Source organism: Rhizobium freirei PRF 81 (assembly GCF_000359745.1).
Taxonomy (GTDB): Bacteria; Pseudomonadota; Alphaproteobacteria; order Rhizobiales; family Rhizobiaceae; genus Rhizobium; species Rhizobium freirei.
The window spans coordinates 137524-157313 of record NZ_AQHN01000083.1; the positions used below are offsets into that span (position 1 = coordinate 137524).

Below are 19790 nucleotides of genomic sequence, written 5' to 3' on the forward strand. Positions count from 1 at the left end.
CGGTGCCATTGTCGCTTCCAAGATCGCTGACGCTGCCGTAGCGGCCGCTAAGATCATGGACGCGGCGATTACCAGCCTCAAACTTGCCGATCAGGCCGTCTCGACCGCAAAGCTTCAGGTCGCCGCCGTCACGGCCGATGTACTGGCGAGCGGCGCGGTGATTGACGAGAAGCTCGCCGATGGCGCGGTTTCGGCGCGGGCGATGGCCCAGGGCGCGGTAGATGCGACGAAGTTCGCTTCCGGCATTCGACCGGTGGAAATCGTTACCACCTTCCCGCAAACGGGCAATGTCGAGGGACGTATTGTCTATCACAAAGGCGCTGGCAAGCTTTATCGCTATACCAAGGGTGCGTGGACAGCCGCAGTCGATGCCGGCGATGTCAACGGCACCTTGAACAGCGCGCAGATTGCCGATGCGGCCATCACGATCAGCAAGCTTGCCCAGGGTGCCGTGGATGCGACGAAGTTTGCCTCCGGCATAAAGCCAGTCGAAGTCGTTGATGCCTTTCCGACGACAGGCAACGTAGAAGGCCGGCAGGTTTTTCTAACGACGGACGGCAAGCTTTATCGCTACCACAATGGCGCTTGGACTTCCGCGACGGCGGCTGACGATATCGCAGGTCAGATCGTCGGGACGCAGATTTCGGATGGTGCGATCTCGACCCCGAAGCTTGGTGCAGGCGTCGTTACCGCCGACAAGATTGCGGCCAATAGCATCACAGCCGGTCAGATCGCAGCCGGCGCGATCGGGGCAACCCAGATCGCTGCTGGTGCAGTTTCGACGGACAAACTTGCAGCGAACGTCGTCAGCACCAACAAGCTCGCAGTCGGCTCAGGCGTCAATTTGCTCCAGAATTCCAGTTTCACCATGGGAACGGACTGCTGGGCCAATGTGCCATGGGGCACCATTCCGAATCTCTCATTAGCCATTACTCCGCTCGGCTGGTCATGGTCGGGAAAGACCAATCCGACCCTGCGGCTATGGCAGAACAGCGGGCCAGCCGGTTCGAACACCTATGCTGATATTCGCTGGCTGCGCGCCGATGGGGGATCGCTCGCCGGTTCCTTGAAGTACGCGGTTCCTTGCGTGCCAGGGGAGTGGTTTGAAACCACCGCATATGTGTCCGCTCACCGTTGCCAAGTAGAATTGTACATCGCTTGGATCGGCGCTGATGGCACGGAAGTCGGATATAGTTCGACCGGAAGCAACACCAATAACGCTATCGCGGGAGATGCAAACAATCCGGACCTGTGGCTGCGTTTGCGGGTGACAGGTGCCGCACCAGCGAACGCGGTTGCCGCCTCGATCCTCATCCGCAAACGCGATACTCAGGCAGGCGGCGCGGATAGCTATGCCTTTATCAACAAGCCGATGCTTTGCCGCATTCCGGCTGGGGCGACGGAAGCAACGCCGTGGAGCGATGGCGGCATCGTTCTGATCACGAGTGGCGGTATTGTCGCTAACGCTGTGACGGCTGGAAAGATTGCTGCCAATGCGGTGACGGCCGGCACGATAGCCGCCAACGCCGTGACGGCCGGCACGATCGCGGCCAATGCCGTCACTGCCGGCACGATCGCGGCCGGCGCGGTCTCGGCAGCTCAGATCGCGGCCGGTGCGATCACGACCGACAAGCTTGCGGCTGGCTCGGTCTCCACTCAGGCTCTCGCCGTTGGCACCGGTGGCAATTTCCTGTCGAATTCCGACCTTTTGGCAGGGATGACCGGATGGGCGGCTGAGTATTCGAACGATGCGTCCAGCTTCACCATTGGGCTCAGGACCGACACCTATGCTCCGGTCCCCGGCGCGATCGAGATTCGCCAGACCAATGCCAACCAAGGGATCGAATACGGTGTGATGGCTACCGACGCCTACGGCAACCGCCGTGAATTCGCGGTCAAGGCGAATGGCTGGTATGAGCTGTCTGTCTACTACTTCGGCCATCGTTGCAACGGCGTGCAGCCTTACCTCGGGGTTTTCGACGCTGCCGGGAACCTGATCGCGTATCCGAATTGGGGCATCTTCCCAGCCTATCAGAACTTCGATCCTCAGAAGAGCTTGGCGAACTACAGCCGCTTTTGGGGCAAGGTTCAGATGCCTGCAAACGCCGCCAAGGCGATGGTCTTCTTTCGAATGAAGGGCACCGTGGCGGGCCAGGGCGACAGCTATCTTTGGCTGACCCGTATGTATTTCGGCGAAGCAAACGCCAATCAAACCGAGGCGTCGCCTTGGAGCGATGGCAGCGTGACCGTCATAAATGGCGGCAACATCGCCACCGGCGCAGTGTCGGCCGACAAGATCGCCGCCAACGCCGTTACCGTTGGCAAGATAGCTGCCGGCGCGGTGACGGCGACAGCGATCGCTGCCGGCGCCGTTACTGCCGCCTCGATCGCCGCTGGCACGATCACTGGTGACAAGCTGGCTGCCAACACGATCGGTGCCAACCAAATCGCGGCCGGCGCGATCACTGCCAAGTCGCTCGTCCTGACTGACTTTTCCAACATGGTCGACAACGGCTGGCAGGGCGGCAACCTTGACGGTTGGGGCATACAGAACCTTCAGAATTTCTATCCCGACAACTCGTCGGGTGATCAGGCGGGCTACGTCGTGCAATCGCTCGGCCGAGACTGCTGCTGGTCAAAGTCCATCGCCGTCACACCCGGCGAAACCTACGCGTTCGACGTTTGGGTCTATAATACAGACGCGAACACAGCGAACATCTATGCTGCCCTTTACACCGGCGCTGGTGCGATCAGCTATTATCCCGTCGTATCGACTACGGCCAAGAACAGCTGGGTGCGACTACAAGGTCGCTTTACGATTCCGAGCGGCTTCGCGAAGCTCGCCATGTTATTGCAGGTCGATAAGACAGCCGGCACTGGTGGCTCTTGCTACTGGTCGAAGCCCGTCATGCGCCGTGCCACCTCGGGCGAGCTGATCGTTGACGGTGCGATCACCGGTAACAAGATCGCTGCCAATGCAATAACTGCCGCGCAGATCGCAACGGGCGCAATCACCACCGACAAGCTGATCCTGGGCGGCGTTACCTATGACAAGATCGCTTCCGGCGCGGTTACAGCGATGAATGCCGGCCGCGTTGCGGACCAACAGGTGATCGGTGCCGGCTCGACGGTCAATCTTGCTGCTGTCGGCATCTCCGTCGACGGTGACAGCCGCGTGATGATCAACGCGATGACGCTCGGCCAATACAATCTGAATGGCGGCAGCCAGAATGCGCAGCCGATCGGCTGCAACATCTTCCGAGACGGTTTGGCGATCTTCAGCCAGACCTACTACCTCGGTGTCGTTCAGACGATCGTGCAGACGAGCGGTGGCGGCAGCTCGAACGGTACCGGCATTACCACCACGCAATACACCTACACGGCGGGCCTTGTCGGCGTGCCCGCGCTCTATGACGCCCCAGGCCCCGGCTATCACGTCTACACGCTGCAGATTTACTGCCCGAACAACAACATCGGCTGGCGGGAAAGCAACATCGTCGCGACCGCCTTCAAGAGGTAGCTTTGTGACCACGTTAGAAGACAAGACCATCCATTACATCATCCACGGCGCTGACGGGCGTAGCTGGCCTGATCAGGCCCGACATAAAGCGGTCGATGTTCGGTAGGCTGTTGCTCGCGATGAGGGTGCAGAAATTCCCGCTGTTCCAGGTTGCGTAACAGTGGCGAAAACGCCGCTTGACGGCATCAGACATCTCCGCAAGCGTCACTTCGTTCCTGTTCATGACGGTCAACACCGCCGCCTTTTTTTCCATGATGTCAGCCGGGTCGAAGAAGCGTGCTTTGAAGCCGTGATCTTTCTGCAATTCGCGGCGCTGATATTCATCGATTTCAGCGTTTTTGAACTTTTCGACGAAGAGGAAGAGTCCATCATCCTTCAGATGCTGCGAGACGAAGTCGATCTGATCGGGTCGGTTCGGTGAATACATCTGGAATGTCGTATCCTCGAGAATGATGTCGAAGCCGGAAGCGAACTTGGCCAGATCCTGCCGTAAACGCAGCAGATCTCTCCTCAGATGATGGAACGGGCCGTGAAAAAACGTGGCATGTGGTGGATCGCCGTAGGCCATGAAGCTTCGATGATTTTCGACGTTGGGGCTGCATGACAGGCTTTCGACACGGCCCTCAGCCAATTCGGAAATCGTCCGCGCCATTGTGCCTTCGGCTGTGCCGAGCGAATATAGGTTGAGCGGTCCTGGCATATCCCGAGCATATCGGAGGATCGCGTGCCCGAGACGGCATTCCTCCTCCAACCGGTAGGGAATGCTTGCATGGTAATGTTGGTCGAATGGTCCGCGGCGCTGTTCGTGCAGTCGGATGAAGCGGTCGAGAAGCGTGTCATCACCCAACAGTCTCCGGTCCACCTGCGGCTGAATGATCGGATTTCCCGACCGGCCGGCAGCCGTTGCGGCAAAGAAACTGGCGAGTTCGTTTAAACGCGGCGCGCGTTCGCACTCTTCGAAGAATAAGGAGAAATCCCGCATGTCGTGCTCCATTGTTCGGCACGTATCGATGCTCTTGCTGCGAGAGCTGATAGCTGCTGCTCCATCGAGGAGAACGAGCATGTGCGGGGGCACAGTTGCAGGACGGTTCGCCTTCAACCGTCATAATTCTGTTATTCTTTCAAAAAACTGTCATAAAATTTTACGTTGCAGCAGACAAATGGAAATCCCGCCATAGTTCGTAGAGGAGGATGCCGCCGGTGAGCGGGCGTCCGTGAGTCTGTTGATTTGGAGAGCTTTGGATGGTTGGTCCTGCAGCGTTTGACCCAGGTACGATCAGGCGCGCAGACCATTCCGCATTTGCCCATGAATACAGCTGCTGGCGATCCGTGCGTGCGGACCTGGTGAGCAGAACCGGTGTTGGACGACAGGAAACAAGCATTGCCGCGGACGACCATGCGGTCCTTTTGAACATGCTGGGTGTTGCAAAAGTGGGCGAAGATTATGTGGATGACCGCAGGGTCGCATTTACGCAAAGGCAGACAGGATCGCTGTCGTTTATTCCGGCTGACCACAGCTGGAGCGGTTGGGACGATGGTGATCCGACGGCCGCCTACCTGTTCATCACCATTGGCAAGAAGTTTATCCTGGATCACTTCGAGCATGTACCCGGAACGGATCTTGACCGGCTAGTGCCGGCGCTCGGTTTTGAGGATCCGTTGATCCAATACGCCGCCAGAAGCATTCGCTCTGAGATTGGGCAGCGGGATCCCTTGAGTCATATGATGGTCGAGGACCATGCGAGGACGATTTTCGGGCGCCTGTTCCGTCGCTCGGGTCAGAAGCGCCACTATGTCAAGGGCGGACTGTCGCCTGCGGTTCTGAAGCGTGTGATCGACAGGATTGAGGCTTCATTGGACGGTTCATTGAGCATGGCCGAACTTGCCCAGGAGGCGGGTTTGAGCGAGCATTATTTGTCGAAGGCGTTTCGGCTTTCGATGGGTTTGCCGCCACACGCTTTCATCATTCGTAGACGATTGGAGCGGGCGAGCGAAATGCTCCGGTACTCGAGCCGCACGATAACCGAGATCGCCTATGCATGCGGCTTTTCCAGCCCCAGCCACCTTGCGGCAGCTTTCCGTCGTGTGATCGGCATCACGCCCAAGCAATATAGGGCTGACTGGAAGACTTAACCCCGCCAAAGGATCTGAACAGATTACAGCAGGATTTTGAAAGTGGCGTTTCGCGTCATCCTCTAACTTCACCGCCGCGCACGCGATGCGTCTCCATTTTTGGCGGCACCCACATGAATCAAGATGCCAACATTGCACCGGACCTCGGCCCAGACCGCAGCGGATCGCGCCCCGCGCGGCGCTTCTTTTTGCTGAGCGCATTCTTTGCGGCAACAGGGCGCAACGCCTACTATGTCGGTGCAATTTGGGTGCTAGCGGCGTCGGGTAGCGATGCCGGTTCCATTGCCCTGTTCCTGGCCCTCGGTAGCATCTCGGAATTTCTGGCGAGTGCGCCGGCCGGATATCTCGTCGATCGCTTTGATCGCCGGGGGTTCTGCATGGCGAGCGATGGGCTCAGGATCGCAATCTTGCTGATGACATCCGCTGCACTTGTCCTGCACGAGCCCGACTACGCCCTTTATGGCTCAGTGATTTTCTACGCTATGGCCGACCGGCTGTATCTTACGGCCTCCTCGGCAATCGTGCCGTCGATTACGCGATCTGACAGCCTAGTGGCCTTCAATTCACTAGCATATGTCGCCATGCAGGCAGGCAACATGATGGCAGCAATAGCAGCCGGCTGGCTTCTCGTCGTCTCACCCCTGACGTCGTGCTTCCTCTTTGCGTCAGGCACATTTGCCGTTTCGATGCTCTGCATGTTCCGAACCACTAGCGGCCATCGAATTGCGCCGGCCGATCGTCGCAAACCTGCGCAAGCTTCCTTGGAAACGTCCGAAGGCGAGGGGACGAACCGCCTGCCGCCGCGTCTTGTTGTCAGTTATGTGTTGATTTACGCGATGGGCATGCTGATCAGCGCGGTCATATCGAAGTTTGTGCAGCAGGAACTCCGGGGGACTTCCCTGGATTTCGGCATGCTGGAATTCTGCTGGTCGGCCGGTGCGATCATCAGCATGCTGATCTTGACGCTCAGGCGGTTCCGCGCTGCCGATGGCCGATCGATTCCGATCATCGTTCTTTTGTCGGGCGCGGCCATGGCAATTTTCTATCCAACGCGGAATCTCGACATTGCCTTCGCATTGATGGCGCTCCTCGGTGCTGGCTATAACTTGTCGAGGGTCCTGATCGATGTCGAGATACAAGGGCTCGTATCGAGCGCAAAGCTGGGACGAGCGAAAGGTTGGATACACGCCGCCTGTATGGGTTTGAGTCTTCTTGTCTATGCAGGGCTCGCAATTTCCGGTGACGCGCTCGATCCCTCGGCTACGTTCCTTATTTTTGGAAGTGGAATGATGGCCTGCATTGTCGCCGGCTATGCACTGAGCTTTGCGAAACATAGAGCCTCATCACGTCGGAGTATGCCGTCATGACAGAGCGAATGGATGCGGAGCTTTCCCAGCTCACAAAACATGCTGTATTGGATTTGATTGGTGCGCTTTTTCCTTGGATCGCCGAATTCCGGCAACAGGACCTGGCGGACTATGCTCGGGCGGTGTTCGATGTCGAACCGCATGCAAGGAGTTGTGAAGCCCGGCGTCACGCGATGTCTCACTTTCGGCGATGCATTCGCAGGGCAGCCAGAACTGCGGGGTTTGCGGACCACCGTGCCAATGCCATTGCGGCGGAAATCGCCAATGCCCCCGTCATGCAAGCCGGCCCACATCTGCATCTGCTGGTCGAGCCAGATGCCTATTACACACATCTCTTTAGTCTGATGGGGCTGAGCGCGCATCGTCGTTCGGCATATGTCTCTTATGCAGTGTCGACGGTCAAATTCGTTGAAAGAGGTCGAAAAGGTCCCGGTTGGTTAAAACTTGGTGGTGAGGCGATCAACGTGTTCGGGCTGAGCCGGAGCCGGATGATCCCCTACAGCATTCTCGCGCAAAATGGTCCCTATCGCTTCGCTCTTAAAAACGTCGATCGTGCCGGGCGTGATGGAGATCTGGTTGCGCGGCTGCGGTCCATATTGCCGCAATGTGAGTTCGCGTCCGCCGCGGTCGCGATCAAGCAGGCCAATGCAGAATTGTGGAGCCGATATTTCGACCCGGATATCGATTTCCTGCAGATTGACGATGAAGATGTGGCCGACCTCGTGGTCGAACATCTTCAGGATAAATTATCCTGGCTGGCTCGAAATCTGTTTGAGAAAACTGGGTTCTTGCAGAGCGTGCTCTCCTCCATCGAAGCCCTTGCAGGCGGTAACTGGCAGGGTTGGCTCAAGAATACCACAGACTTGTTTTGGGGCAGCGATCGCGGCCGCCTTTTTCCCTTGCGGCTGGCGGGTTCCCGGCTTGAGGCAAGAGGATCGGAGGATTTTTCGCTCGAGTTTGTGGCGGATGCTGTGATCGAGGCGCTGCAGGCGCGCAAGATCATCCCGAACCTTCTTTTGATGCTTATTGTAACGGCGATATTGCCCGGCGTACGTGTCCTCGGCGGCAGCCGGCACATCGTGTACTACCCTCTCATGCGCTATGTCTTTTGTCGCGGACTCGATATGAACGAAGATCGGGAGCTATCCGAGACGATTGCTGCTGACCGAAATCCGGGTATCTGGGGACATCGCGTACTTTTGGAGAATGCCGAGCCCTTCTCGGAACTCGATATGCTGGGATCGGGCAATATCCGGGCGGCGCTGAGGAAATACGGTAGGCTGTCACTTGAGGGAGCCTGCGGTACTCTCGAAAGTTTTGCTGGCGATTCCTTATGGGCCTCGCTCAAGGCTCGTCATAATGAAGGGGCAGTGGCCGTGAATGATCCCGAGTGGGCGTTTTCGTAGTGCACTTCATGATCAATCGTTAGCTTCGGCTTTCTGCGCATCTATCATAAGCATCCAAAGGCCAATACCTTCGAATATAAGCCTATGCGGCTAGCGCGTGATGCGCGTGCAACGAGGTCAAATGCAGTCTCGAGAAGGCGCTATTCAATACGCGATATGGTCCGCAGGCCTTTGTAGGGATCGAAATCTAGAATCTCCGACAGTTCCAAAAATTCTATGACGTCAACTCTGCGTTGACCGCTCTCCAGCCGAGCGACGAAGGACTGATATTCTCCAAGTTTTCTGGCAAGCTCGAGCTGCGTCAGGCCGGCAGCTTCACGCTTTTCAATTATGAGCGCAATCAGCGCTTTATGCCGTTCCGTGCCGAGTGTCTTCGCCACGTGTTCCACCCACCAGCGATTGAGATGGGCTCTTTCATTATATCTGATTTTCAGTTATCTTAAATTCAGATATTTTGGGTCGGCTCTGTGGCATTAGGCGCGGCCAGCTTTGCTGCTGGATGATGCCTGCGTCGCTGCCCGCATAGATCAAGGAATCAGGTGCGATGCATGATCGAGTAAAAACCGTAGGCGAGAACGTGCCGCTATACCTAGCAAGACTGCAATCTCGAAGGGATCAGGTGACCTTTCGCTTTCGCCCGGAACGAAGAGACGGCGGTCGCGCGCCTTTGGGATCAACCTCCGCAAAAAGCTCAGAAACATTTACTGACATGACTCTTGCGAGGGCTTCCAACGTCGCAACAGTGACGTTTTCTCTGCCTCTCTCGACTCGACCAACGTATGAACGGTCGATTTCTGCTTCTAATGCCAAACGCTCTTGCGAGAGGCCTCTATCCACCCGAAGTCGCCTAAGATTCCAGCCGATGGTCCGTCGCGCGTCCATCGTGCAACAGATGCATATTAGAGGCTTGACAATCGACGGACTGATAGTCCCTTATTAATCTCAACTGAGCGCGAGAACTATCTAAGAATGGTTGTAGCCGAGATCGGCACCGTGATCGGTCTTCCAAGGTATGAGGCGCTCTGACGCGGAGATTGACAGCAATGCACGATCGGGTAGCAAAGTTTGCGGGCAACTCTCGGCGCAACGGCTTTCGAGCCGAAGAGGAGAGCAACCAAGCGTCGCACCCGGTCGATGTTCATGTGGGGCAGCAGCTTCGCATCAGGCGGGTTCATTCCAACCTGTCTCAGACCGAACTCGGTCAGAAAGTTGGCCTGAGCTACCAGCAGGTCCAGAAATATGAGAGTGGCAAAAACCGCATCAGCGCGTCGATGCTCTACGATATCGCTGGCGGACTGAATGTGCCGGTGCGCTGCTTTTTCGACGGGTTGCCACAGCCGGGTTCAGGGGAGGGGGCGGCTATCGCTCCCGAGGCAGATGAGCGGATCGCTTATCTTGCCACCGCGGAAGGACGCCGATTTGTCGAGGAAATCCTCCGGCTGCCGCCAAAGCTCAGAACCCGGACGTTGGCGGTGATCAAGGCGATCGCTGGAGATGAAGACAACGGCGAGAGTGATTGAAGCGGCTCATCAAGGAAGCTGCTTCTGAAAGGTGATTGAGAAGGAATGGTTCGGGCCTATCCAGGGGTAACCGTGACCTCGCGACCTTGTGCAGTGACATTGATCCGTCCGGCTTGAGCCCAGGTTCGGTCAAGTGCTGGCCGCTGCCGATCGAGATCAATCGTTCGGCTGCCGAGATTGGGTGAAGGTCGACTACGCACCGTTGGTTGCGCCCGAAGTCTACAGCGCTTCCCGAATGCCAGCATCCTCAATGTCTGAAACGTCTAGATCGACGGTGGCAGCGGTGATGAGGCTCTTTATCACTGGCCCAAGCTGTGCAGGAAAGTCCTCGTCATAGCGCCAGCGCCCGTGTGAGGTCGTTGTGCTCGAAAGCGCTGGCCATGCGGGTTATTTCGGCTGACCGGGCGCCAACTGCTTTTGCGGTTTCGCGCCAAGTCGCGGTCACCGTCGCAACTTCTTTGATGACCGCGCGGGCCTGAGTCAGTGTCAGCGCGAAATACTCCGACGCCTGCTCGAGCAGATCGAGCGAGCAGGTACCCTCGTCGAGGTCGATGTTCGTCGTCAGCACACGTGCCTTGAGATCTGTCGGCACTGGATTGAGGTCGTAAGCAGGCGAGAGGGACCATCCAGCCTTGCCGAGCCAGAGGAAGCCGTGGTTGCGCAGATGATCGTCGATGTTGGAGATCAGCACGTTGAAGACAACGCGCCTATAGAGCGCGTGGGCGTCCGTCTTTCCGCGCGCGCCATACTGCGCCAAGGCGTCGACAATCTCGGGGTAGCTGCCACCGTCACCATCCTTCGCGCCCAGCATCGCCATTGCGGACAAGAACGGGATGCGGATCGCGCCATCGCGATCGAAGCGTCGCGAGAGCATCAACGACTTGCCGGCGACTTCGACAAGTTCGTGTTGCGGGGTGGCGATGCCGGCTTGGCCCGCCAGCCTCAGCGCAATCTCCTCCCAGGTTTCCATGCTATAGTCGTCGGTCTCCTTCGGAAACTTCGCGATGGCGAGATGGCCATGTTGGTCGATGACCGACGCCTTCGGCCGCGCACCGCCGAGGGAGGAGCCGGGCGCAAAGATGAGTTGAAGGTCTTCGTCCGTTTCCTCGTCCCGGAGAATCCGCTCGGTGATCTGAAGCAGACGACCAAGCTCAATCAAGGCTGGCACGCCGGCCCTTATCGGCGCCTGGAAGGTCTCATCGCCGACCAAGCGGAACCGTAGCGCGCCGAGCCGCGTTTCATCTGCCACCCCGAGCAGGTAGTCACTTTCTGCGAGCGTACGAACGGTGCGGTTCTCGCGTTCGGCAAGACGACGCTCGGCGCGCTGCATGAGGCGGCGGCCCCAGGTATCTGGCGCGGAGTCCCCGATCGAACCGAAGGTGGTCAGTCCGGCAGGAGGAGCGAAGGCGCCACGCGTCAAAGCAAGTGCTGGTTCGAGCGAGAAGCGATGCGGATCCTCAAGCCATGCACTGTCGTACTCGAAGAGAATTGTTTCCGCGCCGCGGACGCGATTGCTTCTAGCCAATCCGATTGGGCGCGTGCGGCCGTACAGATCAATATGCACCTCGAAGTCAGCCATCGCGGGACGATCCGGCTGGTCGTTTAAGATGAACGTGCTTGGGCAGATCGGCATTGGCCAGCGCCTGTCCGACGCTGTCGTTACTGATGTCGGCCAATTGGCTCAGACCTTCGAGCAGACCGAGAGCCTGAAGCACACTTGCATAGATGCCGATACTGACATTGGTGTCGCCGGCTTCGACCCGTTGCAGGGTAGAGCGGGATGTGAAAGCACGCTCCGCCACGACCGCCATAGGCAGCTTGCGACGGCGGCGGGCGTCGTGGATGTCCGCGCCGAGCTTCCGCAAGGCGCGGCGTACGGCTGCCGGTGGGGTATGGGGAGTAGGCATTTGCTACCTTCGCACTACAGATTAGACGAATATGTAGCACCAAGATTACAATCTATCCAGCCCAGACTAAAGTCGGTCCCGATGTTTACTAGCTGCGGGACTAATGGTTCCGCCAGAAAGCTAGCGGCAAAGCGTAGGGGCTGTCGACGCGCCCGAGTCCACCTCTCCAGCACGGCATCGTGCTGGAGTGCGCTAGCAGCACCTGAGGCGACCACGATCCATGGGCAGGAATTCTCAATCGGGCGCGTGAAATCCGCTATAGAGAGATGACGGTATTTTTCGGCGGGCCGCAGAGCGACATTAGGCAGCCGAAAACCCGTTTCGATAGGCGATCGACTTCGATAGATACCGAAACCGCGCACAAATATTTCGTGTTTTTTCCCTTTAGGTGCGGCATCTCTAAAGCAGTCGAAGCCCGTGCTCTATACCTGCTCTCAGCCAACGCAAATTCTGCCCAACGGACCATCGCGCTTGATGAGGGTGCCAAATGCAGCCGAGCGTTCGGCGAGATCGTCGATGATCTGCTCTCCTGTCTTGCCGCACGCCACCATCGGTGCATGCCGCTCATGGAAGTCCAGCTCTTCGAGCTGTTCCTCTCCACCGAGTGCGATGGGTAGAAGGTCGATCTGCAACGATCCTGTCGGGCCGAAGATACAGGTGGCGACCACGCTCTTCCAGACATCGGGCGAACTCCATTCCGTTTCGCCCTTTTCCGTGTGGAAGAAGAAATTTCCAAGGCCGAAGAAGATGGGCGCGCGTTTGTAGATCTCGATCGGCTGCAGAACCGGTGTCCCGTGGCTGACGAAGGCATCGGCACCGGCGTCGATGCAAGCGTGAGCGAAAGCCCTGACCCAGTCCGGCACGTCGCGCCAATTCGGCTCCCAGTGATGATGGTGCAGATAAGCGATGACGAATTGGCCGCGCGATCTGGCCTTCGCAATTGCCGTCAGCTGATTGGAAGCACTATCGGGATCAATGGTGATTACACGCCGATTGCCGTTGGACCGACGGAATATGGTGCCGTAGAAATCGATTTCCCTGTCATCGTCGAGCATCGGAGGATCGTCGGGTTGGGCATAGTTGGCCCGCTCCAGCGTGGAACTCTGAAACGTCGCCTGAATTGTCTCCAGCATGTTGAATACGGCGTCATCCGCCTCGAAAATCCTGGTCACATCCAATTGATTCACACCGGGTTTGGCCGGCCGGCGGTAGCGTGCATTCTCCGCATACATGTTTCGAGGACCAGGCCCGGCATCCATTCCCACCAAGGCTACAAGACGGCGGCCGAAGGCGGCCGCGCCCGGCGCCGCGGCATGATCGCGGTCAAGACCGATACCGGCGTGGAGGAAACCGCGAGCACGAACCTCCTCGATCGTAGACAGGATGCCCGGTGGACCAAGATCGAAAGCATGATTGTTGGCGAGCGCCAGGGCGTTGAAGCCTATTTGTTTCAAGGCATCCAGGACAAAGGGATCGGAATATCCGAAATAAGACCCTTTCATGGGTGATCCGCCATGGCGCCCCAGAATGGTCCCTTCGAAGTTGGTGAAGGCGACATCGGCCTTTTTCAAGATTTCCACGATTTGTAGAAAGCCGGGATCACGGCAGGTTCTGATGTCACGATGGATGAGCGACTGGCCGGTCATGGCCACGGTAAAAGGGGAGGGCATCGGTTTACCTGCGATGTTCAATTAGGATTTCAACCGGGAACTCAGATGTCCTGTTCCAGCGGTTGGCCGCTGGCAGGACTTCTCGTTTCAATCAGCTGCGCCGGTTCACGGTGTCACGGATGGGGAAATATCGATCCCGAACCATTTCAGGCTAAGTGCCTTCAGTGTTCCGTCTCTGATGCAGTCATCGATGGCTTTGTCGAAGGCTGCGACGAGATCGGTATTTTCTTTGCGGATGCCAACCCCGACGCCTGGACCCCATAACCCGCCCGACAGTTCCGGACCATAAAAGGCAGCCGTCTCGCCATCCTTACCGTCGAGAAACGTCTTCCATGTGAAATAATCGGCAAGGCCGCCATCGATACGGCCGGCGGCGAGATCCAGATGGAGATTGTCCTGCGTGTCATAGCTTCGGATTGTCGCCACTTTGCCGAAGAGCTCGTTGAGGACCGCTTCCGAATTCGACGATCTAAGCACGCCGAGTGTCTTGCCGGAAAGGGCGGATTGGAGTTTTTCGAGGATCGCCTGTTGTGGGGCGCCGATGCTTGTCAGGTTGATCTTGACCTTGGTATCGGCTGCGGGGAGCTGAAGGTCCTTGCGCATGACCAGCTGATTGAAGCCGCCGGCATAGGGTTGCGAAAACGCGATTGACCTCTTGCGCTTTTCCGTGATCGCCATACCCGACATGATCGCGTCGAACTTGCCGACGGTCAACGCCGGGATCATCCCATCCCAATCTTGCGCGACGAACTTACATTCGACCGCAATGCGCCGGCACAATTCGTTGCCGACGTCGATGTCGAAGCCGACCAGCTTTCCTTCCGTATCGATCATGTCCCAGGGCGGAGAGGCGCCCTCGGTCGCAACCGTAAGCACTTTGCGATCCATGGCATGGAGGGCGGTCTGGCTCATGAGAGCGATGAGCGATGCTACGAGAATCGATTTGAGCATTTGCTGTTTCCCTTTTTTATGGTGCATCGGTGGATGGTTGATTGCCCTGTTTCGTGTGGGCTCGCCTGCTCATCGCCTTTCTCAGGCGCAAAAGCCTCGAAGCCATTGGGCCGGCGATGATGTTCCTCGAATTGCTGGTGGGTGGACGGGCGAGATGCTTCTCCAGCATTCGGAAGAATGCCGAGACGATGAAGTTCAGAAGCAAATAGAGAAGACCTGCCGCCAGGAAGACCTCGTAGGGAGCGAATGTCTCCGAGACCATCCGGCGGGCCAGTCCCGTGATTTCCAGGAGTGTGACGGTGCTTGCGAGCGAGCTCGCCTTGATCAAGCCGATTACTTCGTTCGCATAGGAGGGAAGGACCGTCCTGAATGCCAGCGGGAATATGATCAGCCTTATCTGCATCAGTCTCGACAGGCCGAGGGCCTGGGCGGCTTCGACGATGCCGCGTGGCACCGCCAATATGCCGGCCCTGAAGACTTCCGTCGTGTAGGCGGTGCTGTTCAACGAGAAGGCGGCGAGGGCGCACCAGAACGGATCGCGAAGCAGAGGCCAGAAGATGCTTTGCCGGACGACCGCCAACTGGCTGAGACCGTAGTAGACCAGGAAGAGTTGTACCATCAACGGTGTGCCACGGAACACATAGGTATATGCCAGCACCGAACCCGAGAGGGCGCTGTTCGGCGATGCCCTTAGAAGGCTGAGCGGCACTGCCAGAGTGAATGCGATCACAAGCGACAAGAGTGTCAGGGCAAGGGTCAGGAAAACACCGCGCGCAAGCACGGAAATACTTTCGGCGATCAGATTGATGTCCATGCTCAAGCTCCCTCAGTGACCGGGGATCTGGATGCGCCGCTCCAGGGCGCGAAACGACGCGAGCGACAGGCTGGTGAGGGTGAGATAAAGTGCCGAGGCCATCAGATAAAATGTGAGCGGCGCCCTCATCGATCCCGCCCCGATAAAGGCCACGCGCATGATGTCGGTCAGTCCGATGACCGACACCAGGGATGTATCTTTCACGAGGGAAATCCAGAGATTGCCGTAAGCGGGCAGGGCGACGCGCATCATCTGCGGCAGGATGACGAACAGCCAGATCTGCCACGGTTTCAGGCCGAGGCTGCGCGCGGCTTCCGCCTGTCCTTGCGGAACACTCATGATCGCACCGCGGAAAATCTCGGCGCAATAGGCGCCGAAGACGATCATCAACGCCGCCGCGCCGGCGGCAAAGGCATTGATTTCGACATAGCGACCGGTCAGCGCAGTGATGGCCGCCGTTCCTCCGAAATAGACGACGAGAATGACGAGCAGCTCAGGCAGGCCGCGCACGATCGTCGTGTATGCCTGTCCAACGAGGGCTGAGACACGCAGCTTCGATAGTTTGACCACGGCGACAAGCAGACCGAGAAGAGATCCGAGTACGCCGCTGACGAACGCCAGTACAACGGTGATCTGGAGACCATTAAAGAATTGAAGTGCAAAATTGAGCACGCAGGTCCTCTCCGCCTTACGTCGGAGTGCTGCCGAAATAAGGTCGCCCTATATCTGGTTTCTCATCAATGATGCGGATACTACCTGAAATAGCATTATAAGTACTTATAATTCCAAGTATTATTCGCTTGTAATCAAGATTTATATTTTGACTGTGCCTCGTCAATCTATAAGGTGCTCTTAATTACGATAAGTGCGACTTATATGCCTCTGTGCGCCGTCGCTGAAGAATAACCCTTCAGGTGCGATGACGTTCGGTCGGCCAAACGACGGGACCGAAAGGATGGTCGGCAGAACCACGACGGGCGTGACGCTCCGACAGCTACAGATTTTTCGCGAGGTTTTGCGCACGGGCTCGGAGCGGCTCGCCGCAAAGATCCTCAAGATCACCCAGCCGGCGGTCAGTCAGCAGATCAGGCAGCTTGAGGTGGAAGTGGGTCTCTCATTGTTTGCGCGGGAAAATAGTCGGCTGGTACCGACGGATCGTGCCTGGGATCTGTTGCGCAGTGTCGACGGAGCCCTACAGAGCGTTGACCGGATCGAGAAGTCGATTGCTGCCTTGCGTAACGATGAGGCGAGCTCGTTGAGCCTGGCTGCTCCGGGCGTTTTCTGTCTGAACGCCATTCCCCGGGCTATCCAGGCCGTCCGTAAGAGCAATCCTCTATCGTTTCAGATCAAGTCCGGCAGCTACCAGCAGATTGCAGAGTACGTTCTCAATGGCCGGGCAGATCTGGGAGTTTCGCGCCTGCCGCTTGACGAGCGTGCCTTCGAGTGGGCGCCGGCCGCCACGGCCAGGAACGTCTGCCTCTTCCGGGCGGGGCATCGGTTGGCGACCAAAGAAGTGATCACGCCGGAGGACATCATCGGCGAGGCATTGGTGGATATAGAACCCCAGTTTGCGGCCCATCAGATGAATATCAATGCCTTGCGATATCGGGGCGTGGAGCCGGACCTAGCTGTTGAATACGACGCCAACGGTCATGACGTAGGATTCGTCGCGGCCGGCGTCGGAATTTCGATCATCAATAGCCTGATTGCCCAGGAATATCGGCAATTCGGGCTGGAGTTCCGGCCGTTCGAACCCGGTGCCATCTATCATTATGTGGTCTTCTGGCAACGAGGGCGCCAACTCACCAGCGGCATGCGACAAGCTGTCGATGAGTTATTGGGCGTTTTCGGAGCGGTGTGATTGGTATCGAGTCGTCCAGCGGTATGCGTCGCCTATTTCAATTGGTCGCCACGTGAATTTCAAATCGTCGTAGTTTGAATTTCAATTGGTCAATGCTGTAGTTTCAAATAGTCAGAAGGAGTGAAACTATGGCGATATATCCCAGCAAGGAAGGCCCCTCAGGGGCTGCGCCGGCAAGGTGGCAGGAGTGGCTTTCGTCTACTATCGTCCTGGTCCCGGTTTCACTGGAGAGGACTACGCCACGTTTCGCACTGGCGCCACGATCACAAGAATCAATATCAAGGTCATGAAGTAGCGAGGCTTCCAATCAAGCTACTCCGGATGACGGTGCAAGAACGATAAACCGGCTCGCGCATTCCGCACAAATCCTTGCTGCGTCCGATGGGCAGCATTAAGCTGCCGGTATGAACTGTATAAGGGCAGGGCAGGGTGGATATTTTCCGGGAGGAGTGCCTTCGCGGTAGTGCCATAAATGGGCGTTACGCAAACAAAAATACATTGGTGGTGGGTCGCAGGTTCGATACCGCTCAAGAGCAATTGGGTACTTCCGGTAAGCCTGGTCTCGGCAACTTGGCCGAAATAACGACCTTCTCCGAAATCATTTGGGATACGACACGGATGTCGCGTTCAGCGACCAAACCTGTGTGATAGCGGTTGAAGGCGCGACTTCAAAATAGAAGGTCTCCTTCGCCGTGCAAGTGTTGCACGTTCAGTACGGCAGTCGGCTTCGCTGTCCGCAATCGGGGCAGATGCCGATCATTGGTCCGCGAGCGGAAGCAACCTAACTGTTATCATTGGTGAGCGCGACACCCAGAACTCTAACTCCTGGACCGGGCGACCTTTTGATTTCGTTTGCATGCCCGCCCCTAGCGACACCGCCGCTAACAGCGAGTGAACCACACAAAGTCAGGAAGAACCCCGAATTGCGAACATTTCCGTTCTTAAGCAGAGTCACGGAAACGCTCTATGCCTTTGTTTTTACGCAATTCCGAACGCAAAACCGCTTTGCACTTTTGCTGGAATTGATTTAGCGTCAGGTGATGGCGCCGACCTGCCAGGGAACAAATTCATTGTCGCCATAGTCGAAGGTCTCGCTCAAGGTCTTCTTGCCGGAGGCCACCGCAATGATCTCTTCGAAGATCCGTTCGCCGGCCGCCTCGATCGTGTCGTCTCCGCTGACGATATCACCGCAGTTGATGTCCATGTCCTCACGCATGTGATTGTACATCTCGGTGTTGGTGGCGACCTTGACGCAGGGCGCCGGCTTGAAGCCGGAGACCGACCCGCGACCCGTCGTGAAGCAGATCACGTTGCAGCCGCCGGCGACCTGGCCGGTGACGGCAACAGGATCGTAGCCAGGCGTGTCCATGAAGACGAAACCGGACTCGTCGACGATCTCCGAATACTCGTAGACGGCCTTCAGCGGCATGGACCCGCCTTTGGCGACGGCGCCCAGCGACTTCTCGAGGATCGTCGTCAAGCCGCCGAGCTTGTTGCCATAGGATGGGTTGTTGTTGAGTTCCGCGCCGTTGCGGCGGGTATAGTCGCGCCACCAATCGATCCTGGAAAGGAGCTTTTCTGCAACCGCGGGGGTGACGGCGCGGCGCGTCAGCAGATGCTCGGCGCCATAGATCTCCGGGGTCTCCGCCAGAACCGACGTACCACCATTGCGCACGAGCAGATCGGAGGCATAACCGAGCGCCGGGTTTGCCGAAATCCCCGAATAGCCGTCGGAGCCACCGCATTCCAAGGCGAGCTTGATGCCCGAAAGTGGCTGGACGGTGCGTTTGGCGGCGTTGACCTCCGGCAGCATGTCGCGGATCATTTCGGATGCGGCTGCGATTGTCTTGCGGGTGCCGCCGAGATCCTGAATGGTCATGGTGCGCAACCGGTTTCCCTCCTCGAGCTTGTAGTGCTCCAGAATGGGAGCGATCTGATTGGTTTCGCAGCCGAGGCCGATCATCAGGATGCCGCCGAAATTCGGGTGGCGGGCATAGCCCTGCAGGGTGCGCGCCAGATAACGATAGCCTTCGGAATTGGTGCTGATGGCGCAGCCGCCGCCATGGGTGAGGGCCACGACACCATCGACATTATCGAAGCCGTCCAGACCCCCGGTGCGGTTGAAATGCTCGGCGATATATTTCGAGACGGTTGCCGAACAGTTGACCGTGGTGATGATGCCGATGAAGTTACGGGTGCCGACCCCGCCTGCACCCCGATCGAAACCCATGAAGGTCCGACAGTCCTCTTGCGGCAGCATGCCCGCCTCTTCGATATCGACGCTGAACTGATAAGGGTGGTCGGATTCGATCACCGCGAGGTTCTGCAGATGGACATGGCCGCCGGCTGGAATGAACTGCGTCGCAACGCCGATCGGCTGGCCGAACTTGCGGATCTCCTGGCCTGCCTGAATGTCACGCACCGCCACCTTGTGGCCGCGCGGGATCTGGTCTGCCGCGACCAAGCCGCTAATACCGGTTGGACCGCCGGCGCGGATCATGACACGCGCAACCGCGACGTCGTCGATGGGATTGAGCAATATGACAGGAGAAACGGCGGACATGTGAAGTTCCATTGGCTCGAATAATTGTCTATTGCTGGCAATAGACAATTATTCGATGGGAGACGTCAAGCGTGATCG

General features: G+C 57.6%; 16 protein-coding genes. 6 read left to right on the forward strand and 10 right to left on the reverse strand.

Annotated elements, in window-relative coordinates; translation table 11 throughout:
* Nucleotides 1-55: 55 nt before the first annotated feature.
* Nucleotides 56-3520 carry a carbohydrate binding domain-containing protein gene (locus RHSP_RS22905; protein WP_004123863.1) on the forward strand — a complete coding sequence of 1155 codons (3465 nt, stop codon included), beginning with the start codon at nucleotides 56-58 and terminating at the stop codon, nucleotides 3518-3520.
* A 13-nt stretch (nucleotides 3521-3533) separates the two neighbouring features.
* Here the strand turns inward: RHSP_RS22905 and RHSP_RS22910 are convergent, their stop codons facing one another.
* Nucleotides 3534-4502, reverse strand: coding sequence for a class I SAM-dependent methyltransferase (locus tag RHSP_RS22910; protein WP_051074123.1), 969 nt, complete (start codon nucleotides 4500-4502; stop codon nucleotides 3534-3536).
* 260 nt (nucleotides 4503-4762) lie between these two features.
* On the opposite strand from RHSP_RS22910, the gene RHSP_RS22915 reads away from it, so the two are divergent.
* The 3 genes from RHSP_RS22915 to RHSP_RS22925 all read left to right on the forward strand — a co-directional run bounded on the left by RHSP_RS22915 (nucleotide 4763) and on the right by RHSP_RS22925 (nucleotide 8426).
* A complete protein-coding gene (locus RHSP_RS22915) occupies nucleotides 4763-5653 on the forward strand; it encodes a helix-turn-helix transcriptional regulator (protein ID WP_004123867.1) in 891 nt (296 codons plus the stop codon).
* A 113-nt stretch (nucleotides 5654-5766) separates the two neighbouring features.
* Nucleotides 5767-7020 (forward strand): MFS transporter, encoded by a 1254-nt coding sequence (locus RHSP_RS22920; protein WP_004123869.1) that lies wholly within the window; start codon nucleotides 5767-5769, stop codon nucleotides 7018-7020.
* On the forward strand, nucleotides 7017-8426 hold the full coding sequence (locus tag RHSP_RS22925; protein ID WP_004123870.1) for a hypothetical protein: 1410 nt from the start codon (nucleotides 7017-7019) through the stop codon (nucleotides 8424-8426). The genes RHSP_RS22920 and RHSP_RS22925 overlap by 4 nt, the downstream gene beginning before the upstream one ends.
* A gap of 140 nt (nucleotides 8427-8566) precedes the next feature.
* Here RHSP_RS22925 and RHSP_RS22930 read toward each other — a convergent pair whose 3' ends face one another.
* Together RHSP_RS22930 and RHSP_RS33960 are read right to left on the reverse strand one after the other, a co-directional pair.
* Entirely contained in the window at nucleotides 8567-8806 is a 240-nt protein-coding gene (locus tag RHSP_RS22930) for a helix-turn-helix domain-containing protein (protein ID WP_004123872.1), read from the reverse strand.
* Between the two features lie 235 nt (nucleotides 8807-9041).
* The gene (locus tag RHSP_RS33960) at nucleotides 9042-9308 is read right to left on the reverse strand and encodes a helix-turn-helix domain-containing protein (RefSeq protein ID WP_081615348.1); all 267 of its coding nucleotides are present in this window, start codon (nucleotides 9306-9308) and stop codon (nucleotides 9042-9044) included.
* A 161-nt stretch (nucleotides 9309-9469) separates the two neighbouring features.
* Here RHSP_RS33960 and RHSP_RS22935 point away from each other — a divergent pair, with 161 nt between their 5' ends.
* Nucleotides 9470-9946 carry a helix-turn-helix domain-containing protein gene (locus RHSP_RS22935; RefSeq protein ID WP_004123874.1) on the forward strand — a complete coding sequence of 159 codons (477 nt, stop codon included), beginning with the start codon at nucleotides 9470-9472 and terminating at the stop codon, nucleotides 9944-9946.
* Between the two features lie 331 nt (nucleotides 9947-10277).
* Here the strand turns inward: RHSP_RS22935 and RHSP_RS22940 are convergent, their stop codons facing one another.
* The 6 genes from RHSP_RS22940 to RHSP_RS22965 form a co-directional block, all read right to left on the reverse strand.
* Nucleotides 10278-11525, reverse strand: coding sequence for a type II toxin-antitoxin system HipA family toxin (locus RHSP_RS22940; RefSeq protein ID WP_004123876.1), 1248 nt, complete (start codon nucleotides 11523-11525; stop codon nucleotides 10278-10280).
* Nucleotides 11518-11853, reverse strand: coding sequence for a helix-turn-helix domain-containing protein (locus RHSP_RS22945; RefSeq protein WP_004123881.1), 336 nt, complete (start codon nucleotides 11851-11853; stop codon nucleotides 11518-11520). The genes RHSP_RS22940 and RHSP_RS22945 overlap by 8 nt, the downstream gene beginning before the upstream one ends.
* A 434-nt stretch (nucleotides 11854-12287) precedes the next feature.
* Nucleotides 12288-13523, reverse strand: a complete 1236-nt coding sequence (locus RHSP_RS22950; protein ID WP_004123887.1) for a CapA family protein — start codon at nucleotides 13521-13523, stop codon at nucleotides 12288-12290.
* A gap of 105 nt (nucleotides 13524-13628) precedes the next feature.
* Nucleotides 13629-14474 carry a transporter substrate-binding domain-containing protein gene (locus tag RHSP_RS22955; RefSeq protein ID WP_004123897.1) on the reverse strand — a complete coding sequence of 282 codons (846 nt, stop codon included), beginning with the start codon at nucleotides 14472-14474 and terminating at the stop codon, nucleotides 13629-13631.
* A gap of 16 nt (nucleotides 14475-14490) precedes the next feature.
* Nucleotides 14491-15288 carry an ABC transporter permease gene (locus tag RHSP_RS22960; protein ID WP_037153911.1) on the reverse strand — a complete coding sequence of 266 codons (798 nt, stop codon included), beginning with the start codon at nucleotides 15286-15288 and terminating at the stop codon, nucleotides 14491-14493.
* Between the two features lie 12 nt (nucleotides 15289-15300).
* The gene (locus RHSP_RS22965; RefSeq protein ID WP_037153914.1) at nucleotides 15301-15960 is read right to left on the reverse strand and encodes an ABC transporter permease subunit; all 660 of its coding nucleotides are present in this window, start codon (nucleotides 15958-15960) and stop codon (nucleotides 15301-15303) included.
* Between the two features lie 283 nt (nucleotides 15961-16243).
* Here RHSP_RS22965 and RHSP_RS22970 point away from each other — a divergent pair, with 283 nt between their 5' ends.
* Nucleotides 16244-17149 carry a LysR family transcriptional regulator gene (locus RHSP_RS22970; protein ID WP_004123904.1) on the forward strand — a complete coding sequence of 302 codons (906 nt, stop codon included), beginning with the start codon at nucleotides 16244-16246 and terminating at the stop codon, nucleotides 17147-17149.
* 1033 nt (nucleotides 17150-18182) lie between these two features.
* Here RHSP_RS22970 and RHSP_RS22975 read toward each other — a convergent pair.
* Nucleotides 18183-19712: a UxaA family hydrolase gene (locus RHSP_RS22975; RefSeq protein ID WP_004123907.1), complete on the reverse strand. Its 1530-nt coding sequence runs from the start codon at nucleotides 19710-19712 to the stop codon at nucleotides 18183-18185.
* Between the last annotated feature and the right edge of the window lie 78 nt (nucleotides 19713-19790).